The sequence below is a fragment of the Micromonospora sp. CPCC 205554 genome (assembly GCF_036902745.1).
Lineage (GTDB): Bacteria > Actinomycetota > Actinomycetes > Mycobacteriales > Micromonosporaceae > Micromonospora > Micromonospora tulbaghiae.
This window is the reverse complement of sequence record NZ_JBAKHP010000044.1, coordinates 1-21,081: the sequence shown is the minus strand read 5'-3', so window position 1 is coordinate 21,081 and position 21,081 is coordinate 1. Positions and strand designations below refer to the sequence as shown.

Annotated in this window: 24 protein-coding genes; 12 read left to right on the top strand and 12 right to left on the bottom strand. The window is 75.3% G+C overall.

Translation table 11 applies throughout. The features are described 5' to 3' along the window. Positions 1-3 precede the first annotated feature (3 nt). A complete protein-coding gene (locus V6U82_RS29945) occupies positions 4-1,536 on the bottom strand; it encodes a sensor histidine kinase (protein WP_334467259.1) in 1,533 nt (510 codons plus the stop codon). Next, positions 1,514-2,260, bottom strand: a complete 747-nt coding sequence (locus V6U82_RS29940; RefSeq protein WP_374667421.1) for a response regulator transcription factor — start codon at positions 2,258-2,260, stop codon at positions 1,514-1,516. The genes V6U82_RS29945 and V6U82_RS29940 overlap by 23 nt, the downstream gene beginning before the upstream one ends. A 136-nt stretch (positions 2,261-2,396) precedes the next feature. Here V6U82_RS29940 and V6U82_RS29935 point away from each other — a divergent pair, with 136 nt between their 5' ends. Beyond that, positions 2,397-3,290: an SDR family oxidoreductase gene (locus V6U82_RS29935; RefSeq protein ID WP_334467257.1), complete on the top strand. Its 894-nt coding sequence runs from the start codon at positions 2,397-2,399 to the stop codon at positions 3,288-3,290. Further along, positions 3,287-4,084 (top strand): alpha/beta fold hydrolase, encoded by a 798-nt coding sequence (locus V6U82_RS29930; RefSeq protein ID WP_334467255.1) that lies wholly within the window; start codon positions 3,287-3,289, stop codon positions 4,082-4,084. The genes V6U82_RS29935 and V6U82_RS29930 overlap by 4 nt, the downstream gene beginning before the upstream one ends. Positions 4,085-4,111: 27 nt before the next feature. On the opposite strand, the gene V6U82_RS29925 is transcribed toward V6U82_RS29930, so the two are convergent. Further along, positions 4,112-4,336: a hypothetical protein gene (locus V6U82_RS29925; RefSeq protein ID WP_128138885.1), complete on the bottom strand. Its 225-nt coding sequence runs from the start codon at positions 4,334-4,336 to the stop codon at positions 4,112-4,114. A 129-nt stretch (positions 4,337-4,465) separates the two neighbouring features. Here V6U82_RS29925 and V6U82_RS29920 point away from each other — a divergent pair, with 129 nt between their 5' ends. Next, positions 4,466-5,413 carry a serine/threonine-protein kinase gene (locus V6U82_RS29920; protein ID WP_334467253.1) on the top strand — a complete coding sequence of 316 codons (948 nt, stop codon included), beginning with the start codon at positions 4,466-4,468 and terminating at the stop codon, positions 5,411-5,413. An 80-nt stretch (positions 5,414-5,493) separates the two neighbouring features. Continuing rightward, positions 5,494-5,922 (top strand): OsmC family protein, encoded by a 429-nt coding sequence (locus V6U82_RS29915; RefSeq protein WP_013285994.1) that lies wholly within the window; start codon positions 5,494-5,496, stop codon positions 5,920-5,922. 4 nt (positions 5,923-5,926) lie between these two features. Here the strand turns inward: V6U82_RS29915 and V6U82_RS29910 are convergent, their stop codons facing one another. After that, on the bottom strand, positions 5,927-6,865 hold the full coding sequence (locus V6U82_RS29910; protein ID WP_334467246.1) for an endonuclease/exonuclease/phosphatase family protein: 939 nt from the start codon (positions 6,863-6,865) through the stop codon (positions 5,927-5,929). Positions 6,866-7,218: 353 nt separating this feature from the next. On the opposite strand from V6U82_RS29910, the gene V6U82_RS29905 reads away from it, so the two are divergent. Continuing rightward, complete coding sequence (locus V6U82_RS29905; RefSeq protein WP_435121814.1) at positions 7,219-8,052, top strand: hypothetical protein; 834 nt, start codon at positions 7,219-7,221, stop codon at positions 8,050-8,052. An 11-nt stretch (positions 8,053-8,063) separates the two neighbouring features. Here the strand turns inward: V6U82_RS29905 and V6U82_RS29900 are convergent, their stop codons facing one another. From V6U82_RS29900 to V6U82_RS29880, 5 genes are all read right to left on the bottom strand, one after another. Then, positions 8,064-8,549, bottom strand: a complete 486-nt coding sequence (locus V6U82_RS29900; RefSeq protein WP_334467242.1) for an ATPase — start codon at positions 8,547-8,549, stop codon at positions 8,064-8,066. A 118-nt stretch (positions 8,550-8,667) separates the two neighbouring features. Next, on the bottom strand, positions 8,668-9,114 hold the full coding sequence (locus tag V6U82_RS29895; RefSeq protein WP_013285990.1) for a response regulator: 447 nt from the start codon (positions 9,112-9,114) through the stop codon (positions 8,668-8,670). 71 nt (positions 9,115-9,185) lie between these two features. Continuing rightward, positions 9,186-9,533 (bottom strand): STAS domain-containing protein, encoded by a 348-nt coding sequence (locus V6U82_RS29890; RefSeq protein WP_128138895.1) that lies wholly within the window; start codon positions 9,531-9,533, stop codon positions 9,186-9,188. A 75-nt stretch (positions 9,534-9,608) separates the two neighbouring features. Next, the gene (locus V6U82_RS29885) at positions 9,609-10,655 is read right to left on the bottom strand and encodes a cobalamin B12-binding domain-containing protein (protein WP_334467239.1); all 1,047 of its coding nucleotides are present in this window, start codon (positions 10,653-10,655) and stop codon (positions 9,609-9,611) included. Beyond that, positions 10,652-12,412, bottom strand: a complete 1,761-nt coding sequence (locus V6U82_RS29880; protein ID WP_334467238.1) for a PP2C family protein-serine/threonine phosphatase — start codon at positions 12,410-12,412, stop codon at positions 10,652-10,654. Before V6U82_RS29880 ends, V6U82_RS29885 begins: the two co-directional genes overlap by 4 nt. Before the next feature lie 254 nt (positions 12,413-12,666). On the opposite strand from V6U82_RS29880, the gene V6U82_RS29875 reads away from it, so the two are divergent. Both V6U82_RS29875 and V6U82_RS29870 read left to right on the top strand, forming a co-directional pair. Further along, positions 12,667-13,011, top strand: coding sequence for an STAS domain-containing protein (locus V6U82_RS29875; RefSeq protein ID WP_334467236.1), 345 nt, complete (start codon positions 12,667-12,669; stop codon positions 13,009-13,011). Between the two features lie 43 nt (positions 13,012-13,054). Beyond that, the gene (locus tag V6U82_RS29870) at positions 13,055-13,402 is read left to right on the top strand and encodes an STAS domain-containing protein (RefSeq protein WP_334467235.1); all 348 of its coding nucleotides are present in this window, start codon (positions 13,055-13,057) and stop codon (positions 13,400-13,402) included. A gap of 86 nt (positions 13,403-13,488) precedes the next feature. Here the strand turns inward: V6U82_RS29870 and V6U82_RS29865 are convergent, their stop codons facing one another. Then, the gene (locus V6U82_RS29865) at positions 13,489-13,803 is read right to left on the bottom strand and encodes a hypothetical protein (RefSeq protein WP_128138950.1); all 315 of its coding nucleotides are present in this window, start codon (positions 13,801-13,803) and stop codon (positions 13,489-13,491) included. Between the two features lie 184 nt (positions 13,804-13,987). Between V6U82_RS29865 and V6U82_RS29860 the strand changes: the two genes are divergently transcribed. The 3 genes from V6U82_RS29860 (at position 13,988) to V6U82_RS29850 (ending at position 16,992) form a co-directional block, all read left to right on the top strand. Continuing rightward, positions 13,988-14,959 carry a DUF2267 domain-containing protein gene (locus V6U82_RS29860; protein ID WP_334467233.1) on the top strand — a complete coding sequence of 324 codons (972 nt, stop codon included), beginning with the start codon at positions 13,988-13,990 and terminating at the stop codon, positions 14,957-14,959. Between the two features lie 71 nt (positions 14,960-15,030). Next, a complete protein-coding gene (locus V6U82_RS29855; RefSeq protein ID WP_334467231.1) occupies positions 15,031-15,819 on the top strand; it encodes a spermidine synthase in 789 nt (262 codons plus the stop codon). 39 nt (positions 15,820-15,858) lie between these two features. Further along, complete coding sequence (locus tag V6U82_RS29850) at positions 15,859-16,992, top strand: AI-2E family transporter (protein WP_334467229.1); 1,134 nt, start codon at positions 15,859-15,861, stop codon at positions 16,990-16,992. Between the two features lie 26 nt (positions 16,993-17,018). Here V6U82_RS29850 and V6U82_RS29845 read toward each other — a convergent pair whose 3' ends face one another. Beyond that, the gene (locus tag V6U82_RS29845) at positions 17,019-18,317 is read right to left on the bottom strand and encodes an NAD(P)/FAD-dependent oxidoreductase (protein ID WP_120570175.1); all 1,299 of its coding nucleotides are present in this window, start codon (positions 18,315-18,317) and stop codon (positions 17,019-17,021) included. 100 nt (positions 18,318-18,417) lie between these two features. Here V6U82_RS29845 and V6U82_RS29840 point away from each other — a divergent pair, with 100 nt between their 5' ends. Both V6U82_RS29840 and V6U82_RS29835 read left to right on the top strand, forming a co-directional pair. Further along, on the top strand, positions 18,418-19,560 hold the full coding sequence (locus V6U82_RS29840; protein ID WP_334467226.1) for a M20/M25/M40 family metallo-hydrolase: 1,143 nt from the start codon (positions 18,418-18,420) through the stop codon (positions 19,558-19,560). After that, positions 19,479-19,862: a hypothetical protein gene (locus V6U82_RS29835; protein ID WP_334467224.1), complete on the top strand. Its 384-nt coding sequence runs from the start codon at positions 19,479-19,481 to the stop codon at positions 19,860-19,862. The genes V6U82_RS29840 and V6U82_RS29835 overlap by 82 nt, the downstream gene beginning before the upstream one ends. A gap of 75 nt (positions 19,863-19,937) precedes the next feature. On the opposite strand, the gene V6U82_RS29830 is transcribed toward V6U82_RS29835, so the two are convergent. After that, on the bottom strand, positions 19,938-20,480 hold the full coding sequence (locus V6U82_RS29830) for a GNAT family N-acetyltransferase (protein ID WP_334467222.1): 543 nt from the start codon (positions 20,478-20,480) through the stop codon (positions 19,938-19,940). Positions 20,481-21,081: the final 601 nt, after the last annotated feature.

Here is a 21,081-nt window from a genome sequence, read left to right as displayed (position 1 = left end):
CGCCTATGCGTCGGCTGTGGATCCCGGCAGCCAGACCGTGAACGCGGTGTGGCCGGGCCGGCTGACCACGTCCACCCGGCCGTGGTGCGCCTCCACCACGGCGGCGACGATGGCCAGGCCCAGGCCGGTGCTGCCCTGCGCGCGGGAGCGGGAGCTGTCGCCGCGCGCGAACCGCTCGAAGACCTCCGGCTGCAACTGCTCCGGGATGCCCGGCCCGTCGTCGGTGACGCGCAGCTCGACGCCGCCGGGCGCGGGCGCGAGCCGGACGGTGACGGTGGTGCCGGCCGGGGTGTGCACCCGCGCGTTCGCCAGCAGGTTCGCCAGCACCTGGTGCAGCCGGTGGGCGTCGCCGGTGACGGTGAGCGGCTCGTCGGGTAGGTCGAGTTGCCAGCGGTGGCCGGGGCCGGCGACGTGCGCGTCGCTGACCGCGTTGACCGCCATGGCGGTCAGGTCGACCGGCTCGGCGGCGAGCGGGCGGCCGGAGTCCAGCCGGGCCAGCAGCAGCAGGTCGTCGACGAGACTCGTCATCCGGGTGCTCTCCGACTCGACGCGGCGCAGCGCGTGCGCCACGTCGGGCGGCACCTCCTGGCGGCCCCGGCGGGCCACCTCGGCGTACCCGCGGATGGCGGCCAGGGGGGTGCGCAGCTCGTGGCTGGCGTCGGCGACGAACTGGCGTACCCGGGTCTCGCTGGCCTGCCGGGCGGCGAGCGCGGCGGCGACGTGGCCGAGCATCCGGTTGAGCGCGCCGCCGACCTGCCCGACCTCGGTGCGGGGGTCGGTGTCGGCGGCCGGCACCCGCACGGACAGGGCGACCTCGCCGCGGTCCAGCGGCAGTTCGGTGACCCGGGCGGCGGTTGCGGCGACGCGGTTGAGCGGCCGCAGCGTGGCCCGGACGATGAGCAGGCCGAGGGCGCCGGCGATGACCAGTCCGGCGCCGATCACCCCGGCCTGCGCGACGAGCATCCACATGACGGTGTCGTCGACCTGGGCCAGCGGGATCGCGAGGACCAGCACGTCGCCGTCGCCGCGCGGCGACGGCAGCGCGATCGCGCGGTAGTCCCCCCGGTCGCCGACGGAGACGGTGTGCGGGCGGTCGCCGACGGGTACGCGGGCCAGCGCGGTCAGGTCGGCGGCGGGCACCTCCTCGCTGCCGCCGCTCTCCGAGCGGACCCGGCCGGCGGGTTCGGCGGTGGCGGGCACCCGGACCGCGATGGAGCCCGGCGGGAAGCCGCCCGGGGGGTCCGGCGCCACCTCGTCGGAGTCCGGCGGGGCGGGCCGCTGGTCCGGGCGCGGCGGGTCGATGCCGCGGCGGGCCCAGCGTTCGAAGTCGGCGGGCCGCCGGTCGCCGAAGGTGAGCTGGTTGTCGATCTGGTCGACCAGGAAGTGCCGCAGCGCGACTGTGGTCAGGCCGCCGATGCCGACGCTGACCAGCGCGAGCAGCGCCACCACGGCGAGCACCAGGCGGCGGCGCAGCGACCAGCCGGCCAGGCGGCGGCGCAGCCGGCCGCGCCTGTCACTCGGCGGGTTTGAGGACATAGCCCGCCCCGCGCAGGGTGTGGATCATGGGCGCGCGGCCCGCGTCGATCTTCTTGCGCAGGTACGAGATGTACAGCTCGACCACGTTGGCCTGGCCGCCGAAGTCGTAGTTCCACACCCGGTCGAGAATCTGCGCCTTGCTGAGCACGCGGCGCGGGTTGCGCATGAGGTAGCGCAGCAGCTCGAACTCGGTGGCGGTGAGGGTGATCAGGTCGTCGCCGCGGCGTACCTCGTGGCTGTCCTCGTCGAGGGTGAGGTCGCCGACGGTGAGCACCGCCTCCTGGCGGGCGGCGACCGCGAATCCGGAGCGGCGCAGCAGCGCGCGCAGCCGGGCGATCACCTCCTCCAGGCTGAACGGCTTGGTGACGTAGTCGTCGCCGCCGACGGTGAGCCCGGCGACGCGTTCCTCCACCGCGTCGCGGGCGGTGAGGAACAGCACCGGCACGCTCGGGGACTGCTCGCGCAGGCGGCGCAGCACCTGGAAGCCGTCCAGGTCGGGCAGCATCACGTCGAGCACCACGGCGTCCGGGCGGAACTGGCGGGCGGTGGTGACCGCCGCCATGCCGCTTCCGGCGGTGGCGACCTGCCAGCCCTCGTACCGCAGGGCCATCGAGAGCAGGTCGGTGAGTGTCGGCTCGTCGTCGACGACGAGCACCCGCACCGGTTCGCCGTCCGGTCGGCGCAGTTCGATGCGGCCCTGCGCGGACTGCGCGTTCATGACCATGCCCCCATCGTGGGCGGACCCGCTGTCGCCGGGCTGTCCCGATCCTGTGTACCAGCTGTGCGCGCCGTACGGTGGCGATCCGGGCAGGCGCCGCCGGGTCTTCCGCACCCGGGCTACCCGGTGGTAACTTCCCGGCATGTCCATCGATGGTCGTGTGTCCGGCCGAATGGCCGGCAAGGTGGTGCTGGTGACCGGCGCGGCCCGGGGCATCGGCGAGCACACCGCCCGGCTCGCGGCCGCCCGCGGTGCCCGGTTGTCCCTCGTCGGGCTGGAACCCGACCGGCTCGCCGCGCTCGCCGCCGAGCTGGGCCCGGGGCACGCCTGGTTCGCCGCCGACGTGACCGACCAGGACGCCCTCGCGGCGGCGGTGGACGGGACACTGGCGACGCTGGGCGGGATCGACGCGGTGGTGGCGAACGCCGGGGTGGCCAACCGCGGCACGATCGCCGTCGGCGACGTCGAGGCGCTGGTGCGTACCGTCGAGGTCAACCTGATCGGGGTGATGCGCACCGCGGCGGCGACCGTGCCCGCGCTCGTCGACCGGGGCGGCTACCTGCTGATCGTCTCCTCGGCCGCGGCGTTCGCCGCGCTGCCCGGCATGGCCGCCTACTGCGCCTCCAAGGCCGGGGTCGAGCAGTTCGGCAACGCGGTCCGGCTGGAGCTGGCCCACCGGGGCGTGGCGGTGGGCACCGCCCATCCGTCGTGGGTGGACACCGACCTGGTCCGCGAGGCGCGCGCCGACCTGCCGGCCTTCGAAACGGCGCTGGCGAAGCTGCCCTGGCCGCTGCGGCGCACCACCACGGTGACCGAGTGCGCCGAGGCGTTCGTCCGGGCGATCGAGCGCCGCAGCCGCCGGGTGTACGTGCCGCGCGCCGTGGCCGGCGTGCAGGCGATGCGATCGGTGCTGGTCAGCCCGCTGGCCGACCGGCTGGTGGGCCGCACCGCCCGGGCCACCGTGCCGCTGATCGAGGAGCAGTCCCGGGCGCTGGGCCGGGGCTTCGGCGTCAGCACGCCGCAGGGGCGGCCGTGACCACGCCGCTGGAGGTCGTCTACGAGCGGCGCGGCGCCGGGCCCGCCCTGGTGCTGCTGCACGGCATCGGTCACCACTGGGCCGCCTGGCGGCCGGTGATGGACCGCCTCGCCGAGGCGCACGACGTGATCGCCGTCGACCTGCCGGGCTTCGGCCGCTCCCCGGTGCCCGCAGCCGGGTTGCCCGCCGACATGCCCGGCCTCGCCGCGGCCATGGCCGAACTCTTCGCCGCGTTCGGGCTGGAGCGCCCGCACGTCGCGGGCAACAGCCTCGGCGGCGCGATCGCGCTGGAGCTGGCCGCGCTCGGGGTGGTCTCGTCGGCCACCGCGCTGTCGCCGGCCGGGTTCTGCACCGCGCGGGAGCTGCGCTGGGCGCTGACCGTGCTCTCCCTGCACCGCAACGCGGCCCGGTTGCCCGAGCCGGTGCTGCGCCGCCTGTTCGCCGCGCCCGCGCTGCGCATGCTGGCGATGGGCATGATCCTGGCGCGGCCCAACCGGATGGCACTGGACGACGCGCTCGCCGACGCCCGGGCGCTGCGCCAGGCACGGGCGTTCCGCGCCGTCGCCCGCGCCGGACGGGGGTACGCCTACGCGGGCGCGCCGACCGTGCCGGTGACCGTCGCGTGGGGTACGCGGGACCGGATCCTGCCGTACCGGCAGGCCGCGCTGGCGCGTACCCGGCTGCCCGGCGCCCGGCACCTGGACCTGCCCGGCTGCGGGCACGTGCCGATGCACGACGACCCGGAGCTGGTCGCCTCGGTCATCCTCGGCACCACCGGCGTCCGGCCGGCCTGACGCCTCGCGTCCGGCCGCTGCGGGACCTCACTCGGTCGCTCCGAACGGGAACGTGTGCACGTACCGCATCGTCCAGCCACCGGGCGACGCGCGGTCGTCGCGCTCGTAGAGGTGGTCGGCCACCCCCTCGGCCGGCTCCTCCGGATGACGCAGCACCCACCGGGGCGGCGGCGCGCCGTCCGGCCCGGCGGGCAGCTCCCGGGTCAGCTCGTCGGCCGGCCCGCCGACGAACCGTACGCGCACCACGGCCACCGCTGCCCTCCGTCCGTCGACGCCCTCGCCGCGAAGCTACCCCGCCGCGGTGCGAACCCTCTGCGGTTTGCACAGCTCCGGGGCCGGGTAGCGGGACCGGAGGGCACCGGACGAGGCGAGGAGTGGGCGATGAGGACGCTGGGCGGGCGGTACGAGCTCGAACAGCGGGCCGGCCTGGGCGGCATGTCGGAGGTGTGGCGCGCGCACGACCGCGTGCTGGACCGGACCGTCGCGGTGAAGCTCATCTCGCCCGCGCTCGACGGCGACGCCGGCTCGGTGCAACGGATCCGGGCCGAGGCGCGTTCGGCGGCGCGGCTGGTGCACCCGAACGTGGCGAGCGTGCACGACTTCGGCACCGCGACGCTGCCGGACGGGCGGCCGGTGCCGTACATCGTGATGGAGCTGGCCGAGGGCGAGACGCTCGCCGCGCACCTGCGCAACGGGCCGCTGGACTGGCGGATCGCGGTGCGGGTCTGCGCCGAGGTGTGCGCCGCGCTCGCCGCCGCGCACGCGCACGGGATCGTGCACCGGGACGTGAAGCCCGCGAACGTGATCCTCACCCCGTGCGGGGTGAAGGTGCTCGACTTCGGCATCGCCACCCCGGCCGGCGCGACCGACCACACACCGGACGGCGTCGTGGTGGGCACCCCGGCGTACCTGGCGCCGGAACAGCTCGACCGGCAGCCCGCCACCCCGGCCGCCGACATGTACGCCCTCGGCGTGCTGCTGTACTACTGCCTCACCGGCGAGCTGCCGTACGAGGCGGGCAGCACCACCCAGCTGCTCGGGTCGCGCCGCCGCCGGCCGCCCCGCCCGCTGCCCGAGATTCCCGGTCTGCCGGGCGAGGTGGCCGAGCTGTGCCGCCGCTGCCTCGACGCCGACCCGGGCGCCCGGCCGACCAGCCCGATGGCCGCGTTGCTGCTGGCCGAGGCCGTGGACGCCCGGGTCTACGTGCCGATGACCGCGGTGCTGCCCCGGCAGCGCGCGCCGCAGGTGTCGCCGTGGACCAGCCGGGCCGCCGCCGAGGCCACCGAGGCGATGGCCGTCGACTCCGCGCCGGGCGGCCGGGCCGGCTGAGCGCTCCTACTGCCTGCCCGGGCGCGGTTTCGCCGCTCGGGGTCCGGGAACGCGGTCCGGTGAGTGACGGGAGGAACGCGATGCCGGATCCGAGTTCCTGGCTGGCCGAGACGGCCACGGCGACCGCGGCGGGCGGTCACGTACGCACCGACGACGGCGGGCTCTCCTCCGCCCTGGCGTCCCCGCTGGCGCCGCACTGCACCGGTCTGACGCCGGAGCAGCTCCTGGCCGCGGCGTTCGCCTCCTGCCTGCACCACGCGGCGGTGGAGGCGGCCGGGGAGATCACCGACGAGGCGCACACCGTGCAGGTGACCGCCGAGGCGAAGCTGGGCCGCGACGACGACGGCCGTTACCGGGCCGACGTGCACGCCGAGATCTCCTCGGCGGGACTGACCCGGGACCAGCTGGCCGACCTGGTGGCGTACGCCGACCGGCTCTGGCCGTTCTCCAGCGGCGACCCGAGCCGGCACCGGCTCACCGTGACCCCGGCGGAGAACGGCCGGCACTGAGCGTTCACCAGCGGAAGCCGGCGGTCACCGCCCGGTGGTCGCTGTCCGGGGTGCGCAGCACCCCGGCGGCGGTCGGCGTCAGTCCCCGGTAGAGGACGTGGTCGGGGCGGGTGACCGGCAGCTCCGCCGGCCAGGTGAAGCCGAATCCCTGCCCGGCCTCGGCCTGGGCGTCGCCGAGCAGCCGGGTCAGCGGGTCGAAGACCCGGTCGGTGGTGGCGGTGTTCAGGTCGCCGAGCACCACCAGCCGGTCGGCCGGGTCGGCGCGCACGGCGTCGGCGAGCGCGGCGACGGTCTGGTCCCGGGTGGCGGTGTGCCCGGCCCGCGCGGAGCCGAGGTGGACCACGTACACGGTCAGGTCGCCCCGGGGCGCGGCGACCACGGCCCGCAGCGCGCGGTCCCAGCCCAGCCCGGTGTCGACGCCGTGCGCCTCGCGGATCGGCCACCGGCTCCACAGCGCGACGGTCGACACCACCGCCCGGTGCGGGTAGCGCTCGGCCAGCACGGGCGCCACCCGGTCGCCGTCGGCGACCTCCTGGAGCCCGATCAGGTCCGGGGCGTCGCCGGTGAGCGCGCCGTCGGTGGCGGCCGGGTCGGGGTTGCCCTCGCGCAGGTTCTGGCTGACCACGCGGACCGCGGCGCCGTCCGCGCCGGCGGCCGGGGGCAGCCACGCGCGGCCGTAGAGCCCGGCCCAGACCACGGCCGGCAGCAGCACCGCCAGCAACGCCGGCCGGGAGCGGCGCAGCAGCGCCGCGAGCGCGAGCAGCGGTACGGCGATCCCGAGCAGCGGGGTGACGCTGTCCACCAGGCTGCCCAGGCCGTTGACGTTCGGCACCGCCCGGTGCCCGGCCAGCAGCAGCGCGAGCAGCACGGCGCAGACGACGAGGATCGTGCCGCGCCGGCTGCGGGGGCCGGGCGGGCGCTCGTCGACCATCCGCTCCGTCACCGTCGGAATCGTATCGAGCGCCCCGGTCGTCGCGCGGCGGCCTCGCCATGATCCACAGCCCTGGCGCCGGATCGTGAGCAGTCGATCCCGGTCGTCGGCGGACCGCCGCCGGACGGGGGCCGCCCGACCAGGGCACCCTCGGCCGAACGGAGGATCTGGGCGTACCCCGCCACCGGCTCGCCCCGACGTCCGTTTCACACCGTCGAAACCGACATAGGCATTCTTCCGGGTACGCGAGGTTGGCGGTTTTCATGATCCGCCACCCCGAATGCCACCCGCGAATCCGGCAGATTGTGGCGCATGCCACCAATCACCCCGATGGCAAAGGGCCGGAAGCTTTCTAGCCTCGGCGGGTGCATCCCGACCACCCCGATCATCAGCCGTTGCCCGCCAACCGCCCGGTTCGCCGAACGATTGACCCGGCATCAGCCGAACGGAGAGTGGGACGTCACCGCGCCCCGGAACCGCCACGGCGCGGACCGGCCCGGTCCGTACCCGGCCGGATCGCGGTGGCCACCGGCGTCACCTGCTGCCTCGGCCTGATCGGCGTGGCCGGCGTCGGCGAGACCGGCCCGGCGCACCTGGAGGTACGCGAGGCGGTCGCCGACCGGGCCGCCGCCGACCAGCGCGCCTCCCGCGACTTCACCCGGGTCGCGCCACCGGCCGCCGCGGCCCTGCCGCCGCCGGCTCCCACGCCCAGCGCCACCCCCGCCACGAAGAAGCCGCCGCGCAAGCCCGTGCCGCCCGAGCGCCCCCGGCCGGTCGCCGGGCTCGACCAGCGGCAGATGGACAACGCCAAGGCCATCGTCGACGTGGGCCGGGAGATGAAGATGCCCCGCCGGGCCCTGGTCGTCGCCGTGGCCACCGCCATGCAGGAGAGCAACCTCTACAACCTGGCCAGCGACGTGCTGCCGGAGTCCTTCGACCACCCGCACCAGGGCAGCGGATCCGACCACGACTCGGTCGGGCTGTTCCAGCAGCGCCCCAGCAGCGGCTGGGGCACGGTCGCCCAGCTCATGCGGCCGGCGTACGCGGCCCGCGCCTTCTACGCCGCGCTGCGCGAGGTGCCGGGCTGGGAGGACATGAGCGTCACCGCCGCCGCCCAGGCGGTGCAGGTGTCCGCCTACCCCGACGCGTACGCCCGGCACGAGAAGCGCGCCACGACCGTGGTGGCGGCGCTGGTCTGACCCGGCGCGAATCAGGCGGCGCTGCGCCCGGCGCCACCGGGCCGTACGCTCGCCGCGGCGGTGGGCGTGTCCACCGCCACCCGCTCACCCCGTGCCCCGGCCAGGATCTCGTCGACCCGGGACTCGCGGCGCCGGCGCGCCAGCAGGGCCGCCTCGAACTCGCGGCGCGCCCGCACCGCCTCGGCGTACGCCTCCTCCCGCAGCCGGCGGGCCTCCTCGCGCGCGGCCTCCAGCTCGGCGCGGGCCTGCGCCAGCAGCTCCGCGGCCTCCCGTTCGGCGGCCGACGGGCGGGACGGGCCCGCCTCGACCGGGGCGGCACGGCGATGCAGGAAGTCGCACAGGTGCAGGGCGTCCGACCGGATCTGGTCCCACTCCCGGCCGGCCCCTGCGGCGCCCTCCGCACGCGCCGCCAGCCGCCCCAGCCGCAGGCTCAGCTCGTCCAGGCAGGCGTCGACCTGACGTCTGTCGTAGCCGGTCTCCACCACCGAGAACCTCATGCGTCGCCCCCCAGGCAGCCGGTGTGCGTCCCCACCTGCCGATCCTGCGGTCCGGGCACTCCCGGGCGCGGCCGTTCCCGCAAAATGTTCAGGATGCGGTGGCCCGGACTTCCCGCCCCTACGGGTGCTTCGGGAGCACGACCACCCGCCCGAAGAACTCGTCGATCCGGCGCACCACGTCGTTGAAGTCGTCCAGGTCGATCGGCTTCGTCACGTACGCGTTGGCCTGCAACGTGTAGCTGCTGACCACGTCGGTGTCGGCGTTGGAGGTGGTCAGCACGACGATCGGGATGGTCCGCAGGCTCTCGTCACCCTTGACCTCGCCGAGCACCTGCCGCCCGTCCATCCGGGGCATGTTCAGGTCGAGCAGGATCACGTCCGGGCGCTGCGCCTCGGTGTGCCGGCCCTCGCGGCGGAGGAACTCCATCGCCTCCTGGCCGTCGGCGACCACGTCGATGACCTTGTCGACGTCCGAGTCGGCGAGCGCCTCCTCGATCATCAGGACGTCGCCCGGGTCGTCGTCCACCACCAGGATGCGAACGGGGCTGGGGCTGGTCTGACCCATCGGTTTACCTGCTTCGTGGTGAGGAGGGCGTCCGGCCGCACGGCCGGCTGCTGGCGGGGAAATGTACCGGATCAGGAGGCGGCCGGCGCGGTCGGGTCGGCGGTGTCGCTGCCGTGGTGGAGCACCTCGGCCAGCCCGGTCACCTGGAGCACCCGGGCCACCCGGCCGGTCGCCCCGGTGAGCCGCAGCCAGCCGCCGTCGGCGGCGACGAGATTGTCGCCCCGGACGAAGGCCGCGATGCCGCTGGAGTCGCAGAACGTCAGTTCGGTGAGATCGAGCAGCAGCTCACGGTGCCCCTCGGCGACCAGCCGGTCGATCGTCGAGTTCAACTCCGCGGCCGTGCCGAGGTCGAGCTCGCCGGCCAGCCGGAGGCGGACGCCGCCCCCGTCCCGCTGGGCGTACGTGACGGCGAACGTCACAGTGGCCCCCCTCGCTCCCACCACCGGAAACCCTTGCAGTGGTGCAAGTATATGCGACGGCCGCCCCGGCGCCCGTCAGCGGCCCGCCGCCGACAGCCCGCCCACCAGAGCGCGGCCCCGGTCGAGGAAGGCCGCCGCGCGCGGGAAGTCGCGCAGCTGCTGTCCATAGTGCTCCAGCGTCAGCCCCACCGCGCCCGCCGGCACCCCGCGGCTGACCAGGATCTCCACCAGCCACTCGACGAACGCGGTGAACAGCGTCGCGTCGTCCACGTAGAGCGCGGCGGCCAGGAAGTCCACGATGTAGCCGAGGTCGCTGATCGTGGAGTCGAGCTGCGCGGGCGTGTAGTCCGCGGTCGACGGCACCCGCTCCCGCAGGTCGGCCAGGGCGCTGTCGATCAGCTCTCCGCGCCGCTTGACCAGGCTCGCGTACTCGTCGTCGGCCAGGTGGTCCAGCCGCGCGGGCGGCGCCTCGCGCAGCGCCCGCTCGTCGGCCACCAGGTCCGCCGCGGCCGGCGCGTCCGGCGCCCACGGCACACCGAGCACGCGGGCCCAGCGGCCGTCGTCGCCGAAGCCCCGGCCACCGACCACCACCGGCACGTCGGAGCGGCGGCACGCCTCCACCATCCGGTGGGCGTGCGGCAGGCGCATCGGCAGGGCGCACGCGAGCGCGACCGCCTCCGCGTCGTACCGGTGCAGGTAGGACACCAGGTGCGCGGCCGGGACGCTGGCGCCGAGGAAGACGACCTGCCAGCCGCGCAGCCGCAGCACCTCGGCCACCAGCCGGGCCGGCAGCGCATGCCACTCACCGTCCATGCAGGCCACCACGATCCGACCCCGGGTCGGGCAGGGATCGGCGTACGCGGCCACCGCGGCCACCACCCGCTCGCTGATGTGGGTGGCGGCGTGCTCCTGGGCGACGCTCCACTCGTTACGGGCCCAGCGGTCGCCCACCTCGGCCTGGGCCGGGGCGACCAGGTCCAGCAGCACCCGCTCGGCCGGCACGCCCGCCTCCAGCAGCCTACGGGCCACCGCCACGGCGGCGGACTCGTCGGCGTCGGCCAGGCACTCCAGATAGCTGGCGAAGGCGTGGCCCGGGTCGGCCCCGACGGTCGGCACGGTCACGCGGACAGCTCCCTCGTTCGTTCGGTCCCGGCCAGGTCCGGCACGGCGTGCAGGTGCCGCGACGCCCGCCCGGCCGGGCCGGTGGCCCGCAGCGCCAGCACGGCGATGTCGTCGTGGTCGCCGTGCGCGAGCCAGTCGCAGGTCACCTGCTCGACCCGCTCGGCCAGCGCCGGCGCCGGCATCCGGTGACAGCCGCTCACGGCGTTCAGCAGCCGCTCGGCGCCGAACTGCTCGTCGCCGCGTAGCCCGCCCCGCGCCTCGGTCACCCCGTCGCTGTAGAACAGGCAGGTCTCCCCCGGCGCCAGCTGCACCGTCACCTCGCCGATGCGGGGATCGGGCACCACGCCGATCAGCATGCCGCGCAGCGGCACCACCTCGACCTCGCCGGACTCCCGCAGCACCAGCGGCGGCAGGTGCCCGCCGCCGGCCAGGGTCAGCGTCAGGCCGCCGTCGCGGTCGGGCCGGGCCACGCCGAGCACCATGGTGGCGAACCGGCCCTGCCCGTGCGCCTGCGTGGTCTCCAGCAGCGCGTCGTTGAGCAGCTTCAGCAGCCGCCCCGGCTGGCTCTCGACCCGGTGCAGCGCCTGGAGGCACTGGCGGAGCTGGCCGGTGAACACGGCCGCCTCCACGCCCTTGCCCGACACGTCGCCGAGGAAGAAGACCGAGCCGCCGTCGGCGAGCCGGTGCGAGCCGTAGAAGTCGCCGCCGATGCGCAGCCCCGCCTGCGCCGGCCGGTACGCGGTGCCCCACTGCACGCCGGACGCGGGAGCCGGCTCGACCGGCAGCAGGCTGGCCTGCAACGTGTCGGCGACCTCGGCCTGGTCGCGGTAGAGCATGGCGGTGGTCAGCGCCGCGCCGGCCCGGGCCGCGAACGCGCGGACCAGGTCCACGTCGGCCTCGTCGTACCAGCGGTCCGCCCGCCGGGCCACCAGCAGCGCGCCGGCCGGTGCCTCCCGGCCGGGCAGCGGCACCACCCGGGCGGTCGCGCCGGAGGCGTCCAGACCGGGCAGCCAGCCCGCCTCGGCGGCCTGTTCGACCAGCCAGTCCAGCTCGTGCGGCTCGCCGCCGGACAGGCCGGCCTCGATGGCCGCGGGCAGGGCCGGGGCGGGCAGCATCCCGCTGTCCACCACCGGCGGCCGGTCGTCCGCGCGTACCGCCCGCCACCAGCGGGCGCGGCCGGAGCGGGGGGCGAGCACCAGGACCGCCACGTCGGCCGCCGTGGGCACGGCCAGGCGCACCACGGCGGCGGCGGCCCGGTCCGGGTGCAGCGGGTTGCCGAGCTTCTCCCCGACCACGGCGAGGAACGCCGAGCGGGCCCGCTCGGCGAGCAGCGCGTCGGCCCGGCTGACGCTCTCGGTGACGTCGTCGACGTACCAGCAGCGACGGCGGTGGGACAACGCGACCGGGCGTACGCGCAGCCGCCGACCGCGGTGGGTGAACTCGGCCGGGCCGTCGCCGCGCAGCGGGGCCGGCCCGGCGGCGGCCAGCAGCTCACCGGGCGTCACCTCGGGGATCAGCCGCTCCGCGACCGGGCTCACGTGCTGGACCACACCGTCGGCGTCGCAGACGACCAGGCCCTCGCGGAAGTGCTCGACCACCTCGGACCAGTTCGGGACGGTGAGGTCGCGGTCGGCTGCCAGCGGCGGCAGGGCGGACGGCACCGGCGCGGCGGCGGACCACGCCGGAGCCCGTGCGGCACTCGGCGTGGAGATCCGTCCGTCGCCCGGGTCGGCACCCCTGACGTCGGCAGCAGTCACCAGCTGAGCCCCACTCTCCTCGTCGGCACCCGGGGGCGCCGGACCTGGCGCCTGTGGTCACGTCTCACCGCCCACCCTACGCCGGAATGGCGGGACCGCCACCTCACGGCGGTGCCGGCCCGCTCGCGCATCCAGCGAGGTGATGCCGCTGTTGTTACGATCCTGTCATCCCGGTCCCGGCCGGCAGCCCCGCGGAAAGGCATGACGTGGTTCCTCAACGGAGAAGGCCCGAGGCGAGCCCGCTGAGCATCTCCGTGGATCGATCCGACCCGGCCGTCCCGGTGGTCGTCGTCGGCGGTGACCTCGCGTACGCCACGGCCGCCCCGCTGCGCGCCGAGATCGACAAGCTGCTCGCCGGGAGGCCGACGACGCTGGTGTTCGACTTCGGCGACCTGCAGTTCATGGACAGCACCGGCCTGTCCGTGATCGTGCACGCCTGGCGGGAGGGCCAGCAGGCCGGCACCGTCATCGAGCTGCGCGCGGTGCCGCGCTTCCTGGAGACGATCCTCGACCTGACCGGCGTCACCGGCCTGCTCGACCGCTCGCCGGTCGACGACGCACCCGGCCACCTCGCGCCGGGTTCGGCCGCGTCCGCGTGACCCCGGGGGTTTCCCGCCGGTGCCCGGCTGGGAACATGGAAACGTGCCCTCCCAGACGTTGACCGTCGAGGTGGACCGGCTCGCAGCCGGCTCCGCCCGGGTGCGGCTGGCCGGGGAGCTGGACTTCGACACCGCGCCGGAACTCGTCGAGGCCGTGGCGGAGCTGCGCCGCGACGGTCACCAGGAGCTGGAACTCGACTTCGCCGGGGTGGACCTCTGCGACTCCTCCGGCCTGAGCGCGCTCGTGGTGATCCACCGAGCCGGCACCGGGGCGATCCGCCTGTTCAACCTGAACCCGCAGATCAAGCACCTGCTGGACCGCACCGGTCTGGCCGAGCTGCTGGCCGCCCCGCCGCGCGACCTGACCGGCGGCGTCCGCGAGGTGGGCTGACCCGACCCGGCTGCGCCGGCGGGGCATCCGGTGGACAGGGGTGGCCCCCGACCCTGGGACCAGGGGCCGGGGGCCGGGAGGATGGCTCAGGCGGCGGGCGCGGTCTGCCGGTGCGGCGCCCCGTCGCGCGACTGCCCCGCGAGCGGAGGCTCGACGTCCTCCGGCGCGCCGGAATCAGGCGTCTGGAACAGGTAACGGACGAAGTCCCCGCTCATGTCGTCGTCGTCCGCCCCGGGCCACTGCCCGACACAGTCGACGCCGACCACCTCGCGTCCGCTGCCGTCGTGGTGCTCCAGCAGGGCCCAGAGGGTCACCGGGTAGGAGCGGGTGGCGTCCGGGCCGATCCGCCAGCGGGCGTACCAGCCGGGACGAGCGGGGACGATCTCCACGATCCGTTTCATGTCGACCTGCCCTTCCGCGTGCGTCGGAAGTTGTCCGGTCCGTCCGAGCCTGCCGCCCGCCGGGGTGAGCGCTCCTCACCCGCAGCGAGTGAAGCGTCCGCCGGGCGGTCCGCCGTTACCTTCCCGGCAGCGCCGGGAACCCGGTCGGCGCAAGCGCAAACCGACCCAGGAACGAGGTGCGACGATGCGCAAGCAGATGGAGGGCGACAACCAGCGCCGGCGGGCTCTGGCCCGCGAGGCCCGCGAACGAGGGCTGCGGCCGAGCCAGACCGGTGCCAGCCTGAGCGCGTCCAAGCAGGTCACCTCGCTGGACCAGCACGACCGGTCCGGCCCGCCGCCGGCCGGACGGCACAAGCCGGACAGCACCCGGGGTGGCCCCGCGCCGCCGCCGGTCGCCGTCGCGGAGCAGCAGCGCCCGCTGCCGGACCCGGCGCCGTCACCCGGGATCTCGATGAGCTACCGGGATCTCGTCGACGACGTGAGCCGGCGCGCCGGGGTGGACTTCACCACGGCCAAGGTCGCGGCGGAGGGCACCGTGCTGGCCCTGGCCCAGGCGCTGGACGAGGCGGAACGGGAGCGGCTGCTGGAGGCGGTGCCGCTGACCCTGCACGACGTGGTGCCGGTGTACGGCATGGAACCCCGCCGCGACCTGCCCGGCTTCCTGGCCGAGGTCGGCCGGTACAGCCGCCTCACCCCGGAGCAGGCGCGCTACCAGGCCGAGGCGACGCTCGGCGCGCTCGCCGAGGCCGACGCGGATCTGGTCGAGTCGCTGCGCGTACCCGACGAGTTGCGTGACCTGCTCGGGCCGACCGACTTCGGCGGCGGCCTGGTGGGCGCGTCCTCGGCCACCGCGCCGCTGACCGAGGCGGAGCTGCGCGACGCGCTCGCGACGCTGCCCTACTGGTCCAGCGACCGGCGGTCGCTCGTGCGCACGATCGAGCTGCCCGGCGGCAACCTGGACCGGGTGCTCGACCGGCTGGACCGGCTCAAGTCCGACGTCGGACGGTCGCCGCAGATCGGGCGGCCGGACCCGGACAGCGCCGTGCTGACGGTCCGGACCCAGCAGGTCGACGGCGTGACGGCGGCGGACGTGGACCTCGCGCACCGGGTGGACGCGGCAGTCGACGAGGCCGGCGCCGGGATGGCGGCCGGCTGAGCCGGCGGCGGGACGGCCCCGGTCCCACGCGGGCCGGGGCCGCCCGTGGCCGCGCGGTACCGTGTCCCGCCGTGGAGCACGACGACGCCGAGACCCTGGAGATCGTGGTGGACCCGGCCCGCCCGTCCGGGCGCACGCTGCTGGCCGACGGGGTCGAGCAGTCGTACGTGGACGTGGCCGACGCCCGGTACCTGCACTTCGAGTACGTGCGGCGGATCGCCGCCGCGATCGACGTGGCCGCCCCGCGCGGCGCGGCGCTGACCGCGCTGCACCTCGGCGGCGGCGCGCTCACGCTGCCGCGCTGGCTCGCGCGCACCCGGCCCGGCTCGGCGCAGCGGGTGATCGAGCGCGATCCGGCCGTGGTCGAGCTGGTCCGGCGGAAGCTGCCGCCGCTGCCGCCGGAGGTGGTGGTGGCGCTCGGCGACGCCCGGGAGGCGCTCGCCGGGGAGCCGTCCGGGGCGTACGACGTGGTGGTGGCCGACGTGTACCGGGCGGCGCGGATGCCGCCGCACGTGGCCGCGCTCGAGTTCGCCGCGCAGGTGGCCCGGGTGCTGCGCCCGGACGGCCTCTATCTGATCAACCTGACCGATCTGCCGCCGCTGGCGCACACCCGGGCGCAGGTGGCCACGCTACGCGCGGTCCTCGCCGACGTGTGCCTGGTCGCCGATCGGCGGATGCTGCGCGGGCGCCGGTACGGCAACGTGGTGCTGGCCGCCTCGCCCGCCGCGGGGCGGCTGCCGGTGGTCCGGCTCGCCACCCGCGTCGCCGCCGACCCGGTGCCCGGAACGGTGCTGCACGCCGCGACGCTCGACGCGTTCGCCGCCGGCGCCCTCCCGGTCACCGACGCGGACCTGGGCTGAGCCGGGTTTCCGCACCGGCGTCGCGGGTAGCCGCGCCGGATGAGCGCCGCCGACGATCGGTCCACCGCGCGCCGGACGCTGATCGTGATCGGCCTGGTCCTCGCCACGGTGATCGGGCTGGCGCTGGTCTGGGCCACCCGCCGGGTGCTGGTGTGGGGGCTGGTGGCGGTCTTCTTCGCGGTCGCCCTCAAACCGCTCGTGGACCGTCTCGAACGGCGGGTACGCCGCCGCGCGCTCGCCACGCTGCTGGTCTTCCTGGCCGCGTTCGCGCTGTTCGCCGCCGTCGGCGCGCTGATCGTGGTGCCGCTGGTGGACGAGGTGGGCCGGTTCGCCGACCGGGCGCCGGACCTCGTACGCGAGGCGCAGGCCGGGCAGGGACCGCTCGGGCGGCTGCTGGACCGCTTCCACCTGCTCCGGTACGCCGAGCCCGGCCAGCTCCGCCGGTACGGCGCCCGGCTCGGCGACCCGACCGTCGGGGTGGTCCGCAGCGTGGCACAGGCGGTCGCCGCCCTGGTCACCGTGGTGGTGCTGGCGTACCTGATGGTCCTGGAGGCGCCGAAGATCGTGGCCGCCACCCTGCGGCTGACCGGCGACGGCCCGGCGGCGCGGCTGCGGCGCATCGGGCGTGACTCGTCCCGGATCGTCACCGGTTACCTGAGCGGCAACCTGCTGATCAGCGTGATCTGCGGCGGCCTGACGTTCCTCGTGCTGTTCCTGCTCGGGGTGCCGTTCGCCGCCGTGATCGCGCTGACGGTCGCCGTGTTCGACCTGATCCCGCTCGTCGGCGCCACGCTCGGGGCGATCGCCGCGACCGGCGCGGGGTTCCTGCACTCCCCCACCGCCGGCCTCGTGGTGCTGGTCTTCTTCGTGGTCTACCAGCAGGTGGAGAACCATCTGCTGCAACCGGTCATCATGGCCCGCGCGGTGCGGTTGAACCCGTTGACGGTGCTGGTCAGCGTGCTGCTGTCGGTGGAGCTGGCCGGGCTGGTGGGCGCGCTGCTGGCGATCCCGGCGGCCGGCATCGCGCAGGTGCTGCTGCGCGAGTTCGTACCGGCCGGGCGGCAGGCCCTGCCGCAGCCCGCCGACGGCAGCCCGGCGGAACCGGCGGGTCCGCCCGACACCGCTCCGGCCGCCGGTTCGATCACGGCGGAACGGCCGCCGGCCGGCGGGTGAGGGCCGGCCGGCGGGTGCTGCGGCGCTCAGCGGCGGCGGGCCAGCTCCGGTGACTCGCTCTCCAGCGGCACCGCGTTGGCCGGAACGAGGCCCAGTTGCACGGCCGGCCGGGGCAGCGTCGCGTCCAGCGCCCAGTCCGCCGCGACCCGGGGACGGTTGCCGGGCATGGCCAGCAGGTGGTAGCCGCGGGTGACGGCCTTGGCGGGCAGCCCGGCCAGCGGCACCTTCAGCGGGTTCGCCGCCGCGTCCTTGCCGCCCAGGTCCACCACCCAGCCCAGGTCGTGGTGCTTGTACGACTTGCGCACGCCTTGCCCGTACGAGGCGGCGATGTTGTGCGCGGCCAGCTTGCCCTGCCGCTGGGCGTGCTGTGCGGTCATCGCGCACACCTGCCCGGGGCGGGTCGGGTCGGGCACGGCGGCGGCGTCGCCGCAGGCGAACACCTCCGGGTAGCCGGGGACGTTGAGGAACTCGTCGACCACGAGCCGGCCCTTCTCGGTGCGCAGCCCCAGTTCGGCCACGAACGGGTCGGGGCGTACGCCGACGCACCAGATCAGGCTGCACGTCGGGACGTACTCGCCGTCGGTGAGCATCACCCCGTCCGGGGTGGCCTCGGCGACCGAGGTGCCCATCCGCACGTCCACGCCGCGTCTGCGCAGCACCCGGTCGGCGGTGACGGACATCCGCCGGTCCAGTTCGGGCAGCACCCGGGGCGCCACGTCCAGCAGCATCCAGCGCGGCCGGACGTTCAGGTGCGGGCGCTGGGCCATCAGCCGGTCGGTGAACAGCTGCCCGTGCGCGGCCACCTCGGTGCCGGTGTAGCCGGCGCCGACCACCACGAACGTGGAGCGGGCGCGCTGCTCGGCCGGGTCCTCGGTCAGCTCGGCCAGCTCGACCTGCCGGACCACGTGGTCGTGCAGGAACAGCGCCTCGGGCAGGCCGCGGAAGCCGTGGGCGTACTCGGTCACGCCGGGGATCGGCAGCAGCTTGTTGACGCTGCCGACGCTGAGCACGAGCCGGTCGTACGCGAGCTGCCCGTGTTCGCCCTCGACGGAGCGGTAGCCGACCCACCGGTTCTGCAGGTCGACCCGGTCGGCCTCGCCGACCACCACGCGGACGCCGTCGAGCGTGCCGGCGAGTGGCACCGCGATCCGGGTCGGCTCCACCACGCCGGCCGCCACCTCGGGCAGCAGCGGCAGGTAGAGGAAGTAGTCGGTCGTGTTCAGCAGGACGATCTCGGCCCGGTCGCGGGCCAGTCGGCGCAACGTCTTGGCCGCGTGGTACCCGGCGAACCCGGCCCCCACGATCACCACCCGTGGTTTCGTCATGCCTTCTGCCGTTCCCGGGCAGACCTGCGACAAACGTGCCCATGATCCATCCATCATCGGCTATATGGACATTCCTCGTGATCGGCGCGAGGATGCCGGGATGGGAAACCACGAGACCGCCGAGGGTCGGCCCACGAGGTCCAGCCGGCGTACCTTCCTCACCGCCTCCGCCGCGGCCACCGCCGCCGCCGTCGCCACCCCGCTCGCCGCCGCCCCGGCCGCCGCCGCGACCGGCGCGCCCCCGGGCCCGGGCCGTCCGGCCCGTCCGCAGCGGCCCGGCCGGGAGCTGACCGCGCTGCTGCGCGAGATCGACAGCCGCCGGATCGAGGCCGTCGTGCGCCGGCTCGCCGCGTTCGGCACCCGCCACACCCTGTCCAGCCAGACCGATCCGGTACGCGGCATCGGCGCCGCCCGCGACTGGATCCACGCCCAGCTCTCCGGGTACGCGGCCGCGTCCGGCGGCCGGATGAGCGTCGAACTGCAGTCGTACGTGCAGCAGCCCGCCTCCCGCATCCCCGTCCCGACCACCATCACCAACGTGGTGGCGACCCTGCGCGGCGACGTCACGCCCGAGCGGGTGTACGTCATCACCGGCCACTACGACTCCCGGGCCACCGACGTGATGGACGCGGTCAGCGACGCGCCCGGCGCCGACGACGACGCCTCCGGGGTGGCGGTGGTGATGGAACTCGCCCGGGTGCTGTCCACCCGCCGCACCGAGGCCACCGTCGTGCTCGCCGCCGTCGCCGCCGAGGAGCAGGGACTGTACGGCTCGGCGTACCTGGCCGCGCAGCTGAAGGCGGCCGGCGCCGACGTGCAGGCGATGTTCAGCAACGACATCGTCGGGTCCAGCACCGCCGACGACGGCAGCCGCGACCCGCGTACCGTGCGGTTGTTCGCCGAGGGCGTGCCGACCGCCGAGACACCGGCCGAGGCGAGCGTGCGGCAGTCCGTCGGCGGCGAGAACGACTCACCGTCGCGGCAGCTCGCCCGGTTCGTCACCGACGTGGCCGAGAACTCCGCCACCGGCATGGACGTACGCGTCATCTACCGGCGGGACCGCTACCTGCGCGGCAGCGACACATCTCGTTCCTGCGCGAGGGGTGGCCAGCCGGCCGGTTCACCGAGCCGAACGAGGACTTCGCCCACAAGCACCAGGACGTGCGGGTCGTCGACGGGGTGCAGTACGGCGACCTGCCCGAGTTCTGCGACTTCGGCTACATCACCCGGGTGGCGCGGGTGAACGCCGCGACGCTGTGGTCACTGGCCCAGGCGCCGGGCACGCCCAAGGGCGTCACGGTGGTGACCACGAACCTGACCAACGACACCACGTTGCGGTGGCAGCGCGGGCCCGAGCCGGACCTGGCCGGGTACGAGGTGGTGTGGCGGGAGACCACCGCCGACCAGTGGCAGAAGGTGCTGCCGGTCGGCGACGTCACCGAGGTGACCATCGACCTGTCCAAGGACAACGTGTTCTTCGGCGTACGCGCGGTGGACCGGGACGGGCACCGCAGCCCGGTCGCCTTCCCGAAGCCCGGTAGCTGAGGCCGGTCGAGCACGCCCGCGACGCCGGGCCCCTCCCGGGTCCGGTGTCCGGCGGGTCGGTCCACCGGGCGCGAGTCAGTTCGGCGGTGGCGCGGCCCGGTCCGGGGCGGTGATCGCCCAGCGTTCGTGGTCGCGCCACGCGCCGTCGATGAACAGGTAGTCCGGGGAGAACCCCTCCAGCCGGAAGCCGAGGCGGCGCGCCAGCCGCTTCGACGGCTCGTTGCCGGGCTGGATGTTCGCCTCCAGCCGGTGCAGACCGAGCGGCCCGAAGGCGTACTCGATCACCAGTCGCACCCCCGCCGAGGCGTGCCCGGTGCCCGCGTACGGCCGGAACGCAGCGTATCCGAGGTAACCACCGCGCAACGCGCCGAGCACGATGCCGCTGATGTTCGCGTATCCGGCGATCTCGCCGGTTTCCCGGTCGCAGAGCAGGAACCCGGAGCTGTCCCGCCCCCGGATCTTGCGCAGGTACGCCGCGTACCGCTGCGCGTCGTCCGGCGCGGACAGCCACGGATGGTGCAGGTCGCGGCTGCGCCGGGCGGCGGCGACGAACTCCGCCTCGTCGGCCGGACGGGGACGGCGGATGGCGACGCGACCGTCACTGCGCAGATATCGCACACCCCCACTCTCGGACACCACCCCCACCCCGCCCCACCCGGGGTGCACTCCCCCGCCGCCACACGGGTCGCCGCGTCAGGAGTGCGTGTCCCGCCCGGTCCCGCCCGACCGACGCGCCCGCCCACTCCAAGCCCTTCGCAGATCTTGGTAGGAAACGGCCCCTATGAGGGCCCTTTCGTACCAAGGTCTCTCTCGGCTCCCATCATGTGGCCTGCCGATCTCATTGCGCGGACGGAACACCCTCTAGCCCTCCGGCCGGGCATCCGACACTTCCGCGATCTTGCACTTGATGCCCGCGATATGTCCGCTTTGCGCAGGATCACTGAGGACCAAAGTGCAAGATCGCGTAGTGATGCCGTCCGCCCGGGCGACGGCGTGACGGGGTTGGTGTGCGGTGTCCGGTTCGGTGTGGGGGCGTGGGTGTGGTCGGTGCCATCGTGGGGGTGGAATCGGTGGCGGGCGCGGGGCGTTGTACATGGCTGACCGCCCGGGCACCAGGGACTGAGCGCCGGACACCCGGCGGCACCCACGGGCAGGTCGGGGAATCGGCCCGGCCCGGTCGTCGTTACATCCCCGAGCGACGGGCACCCCCGGCCGTCCC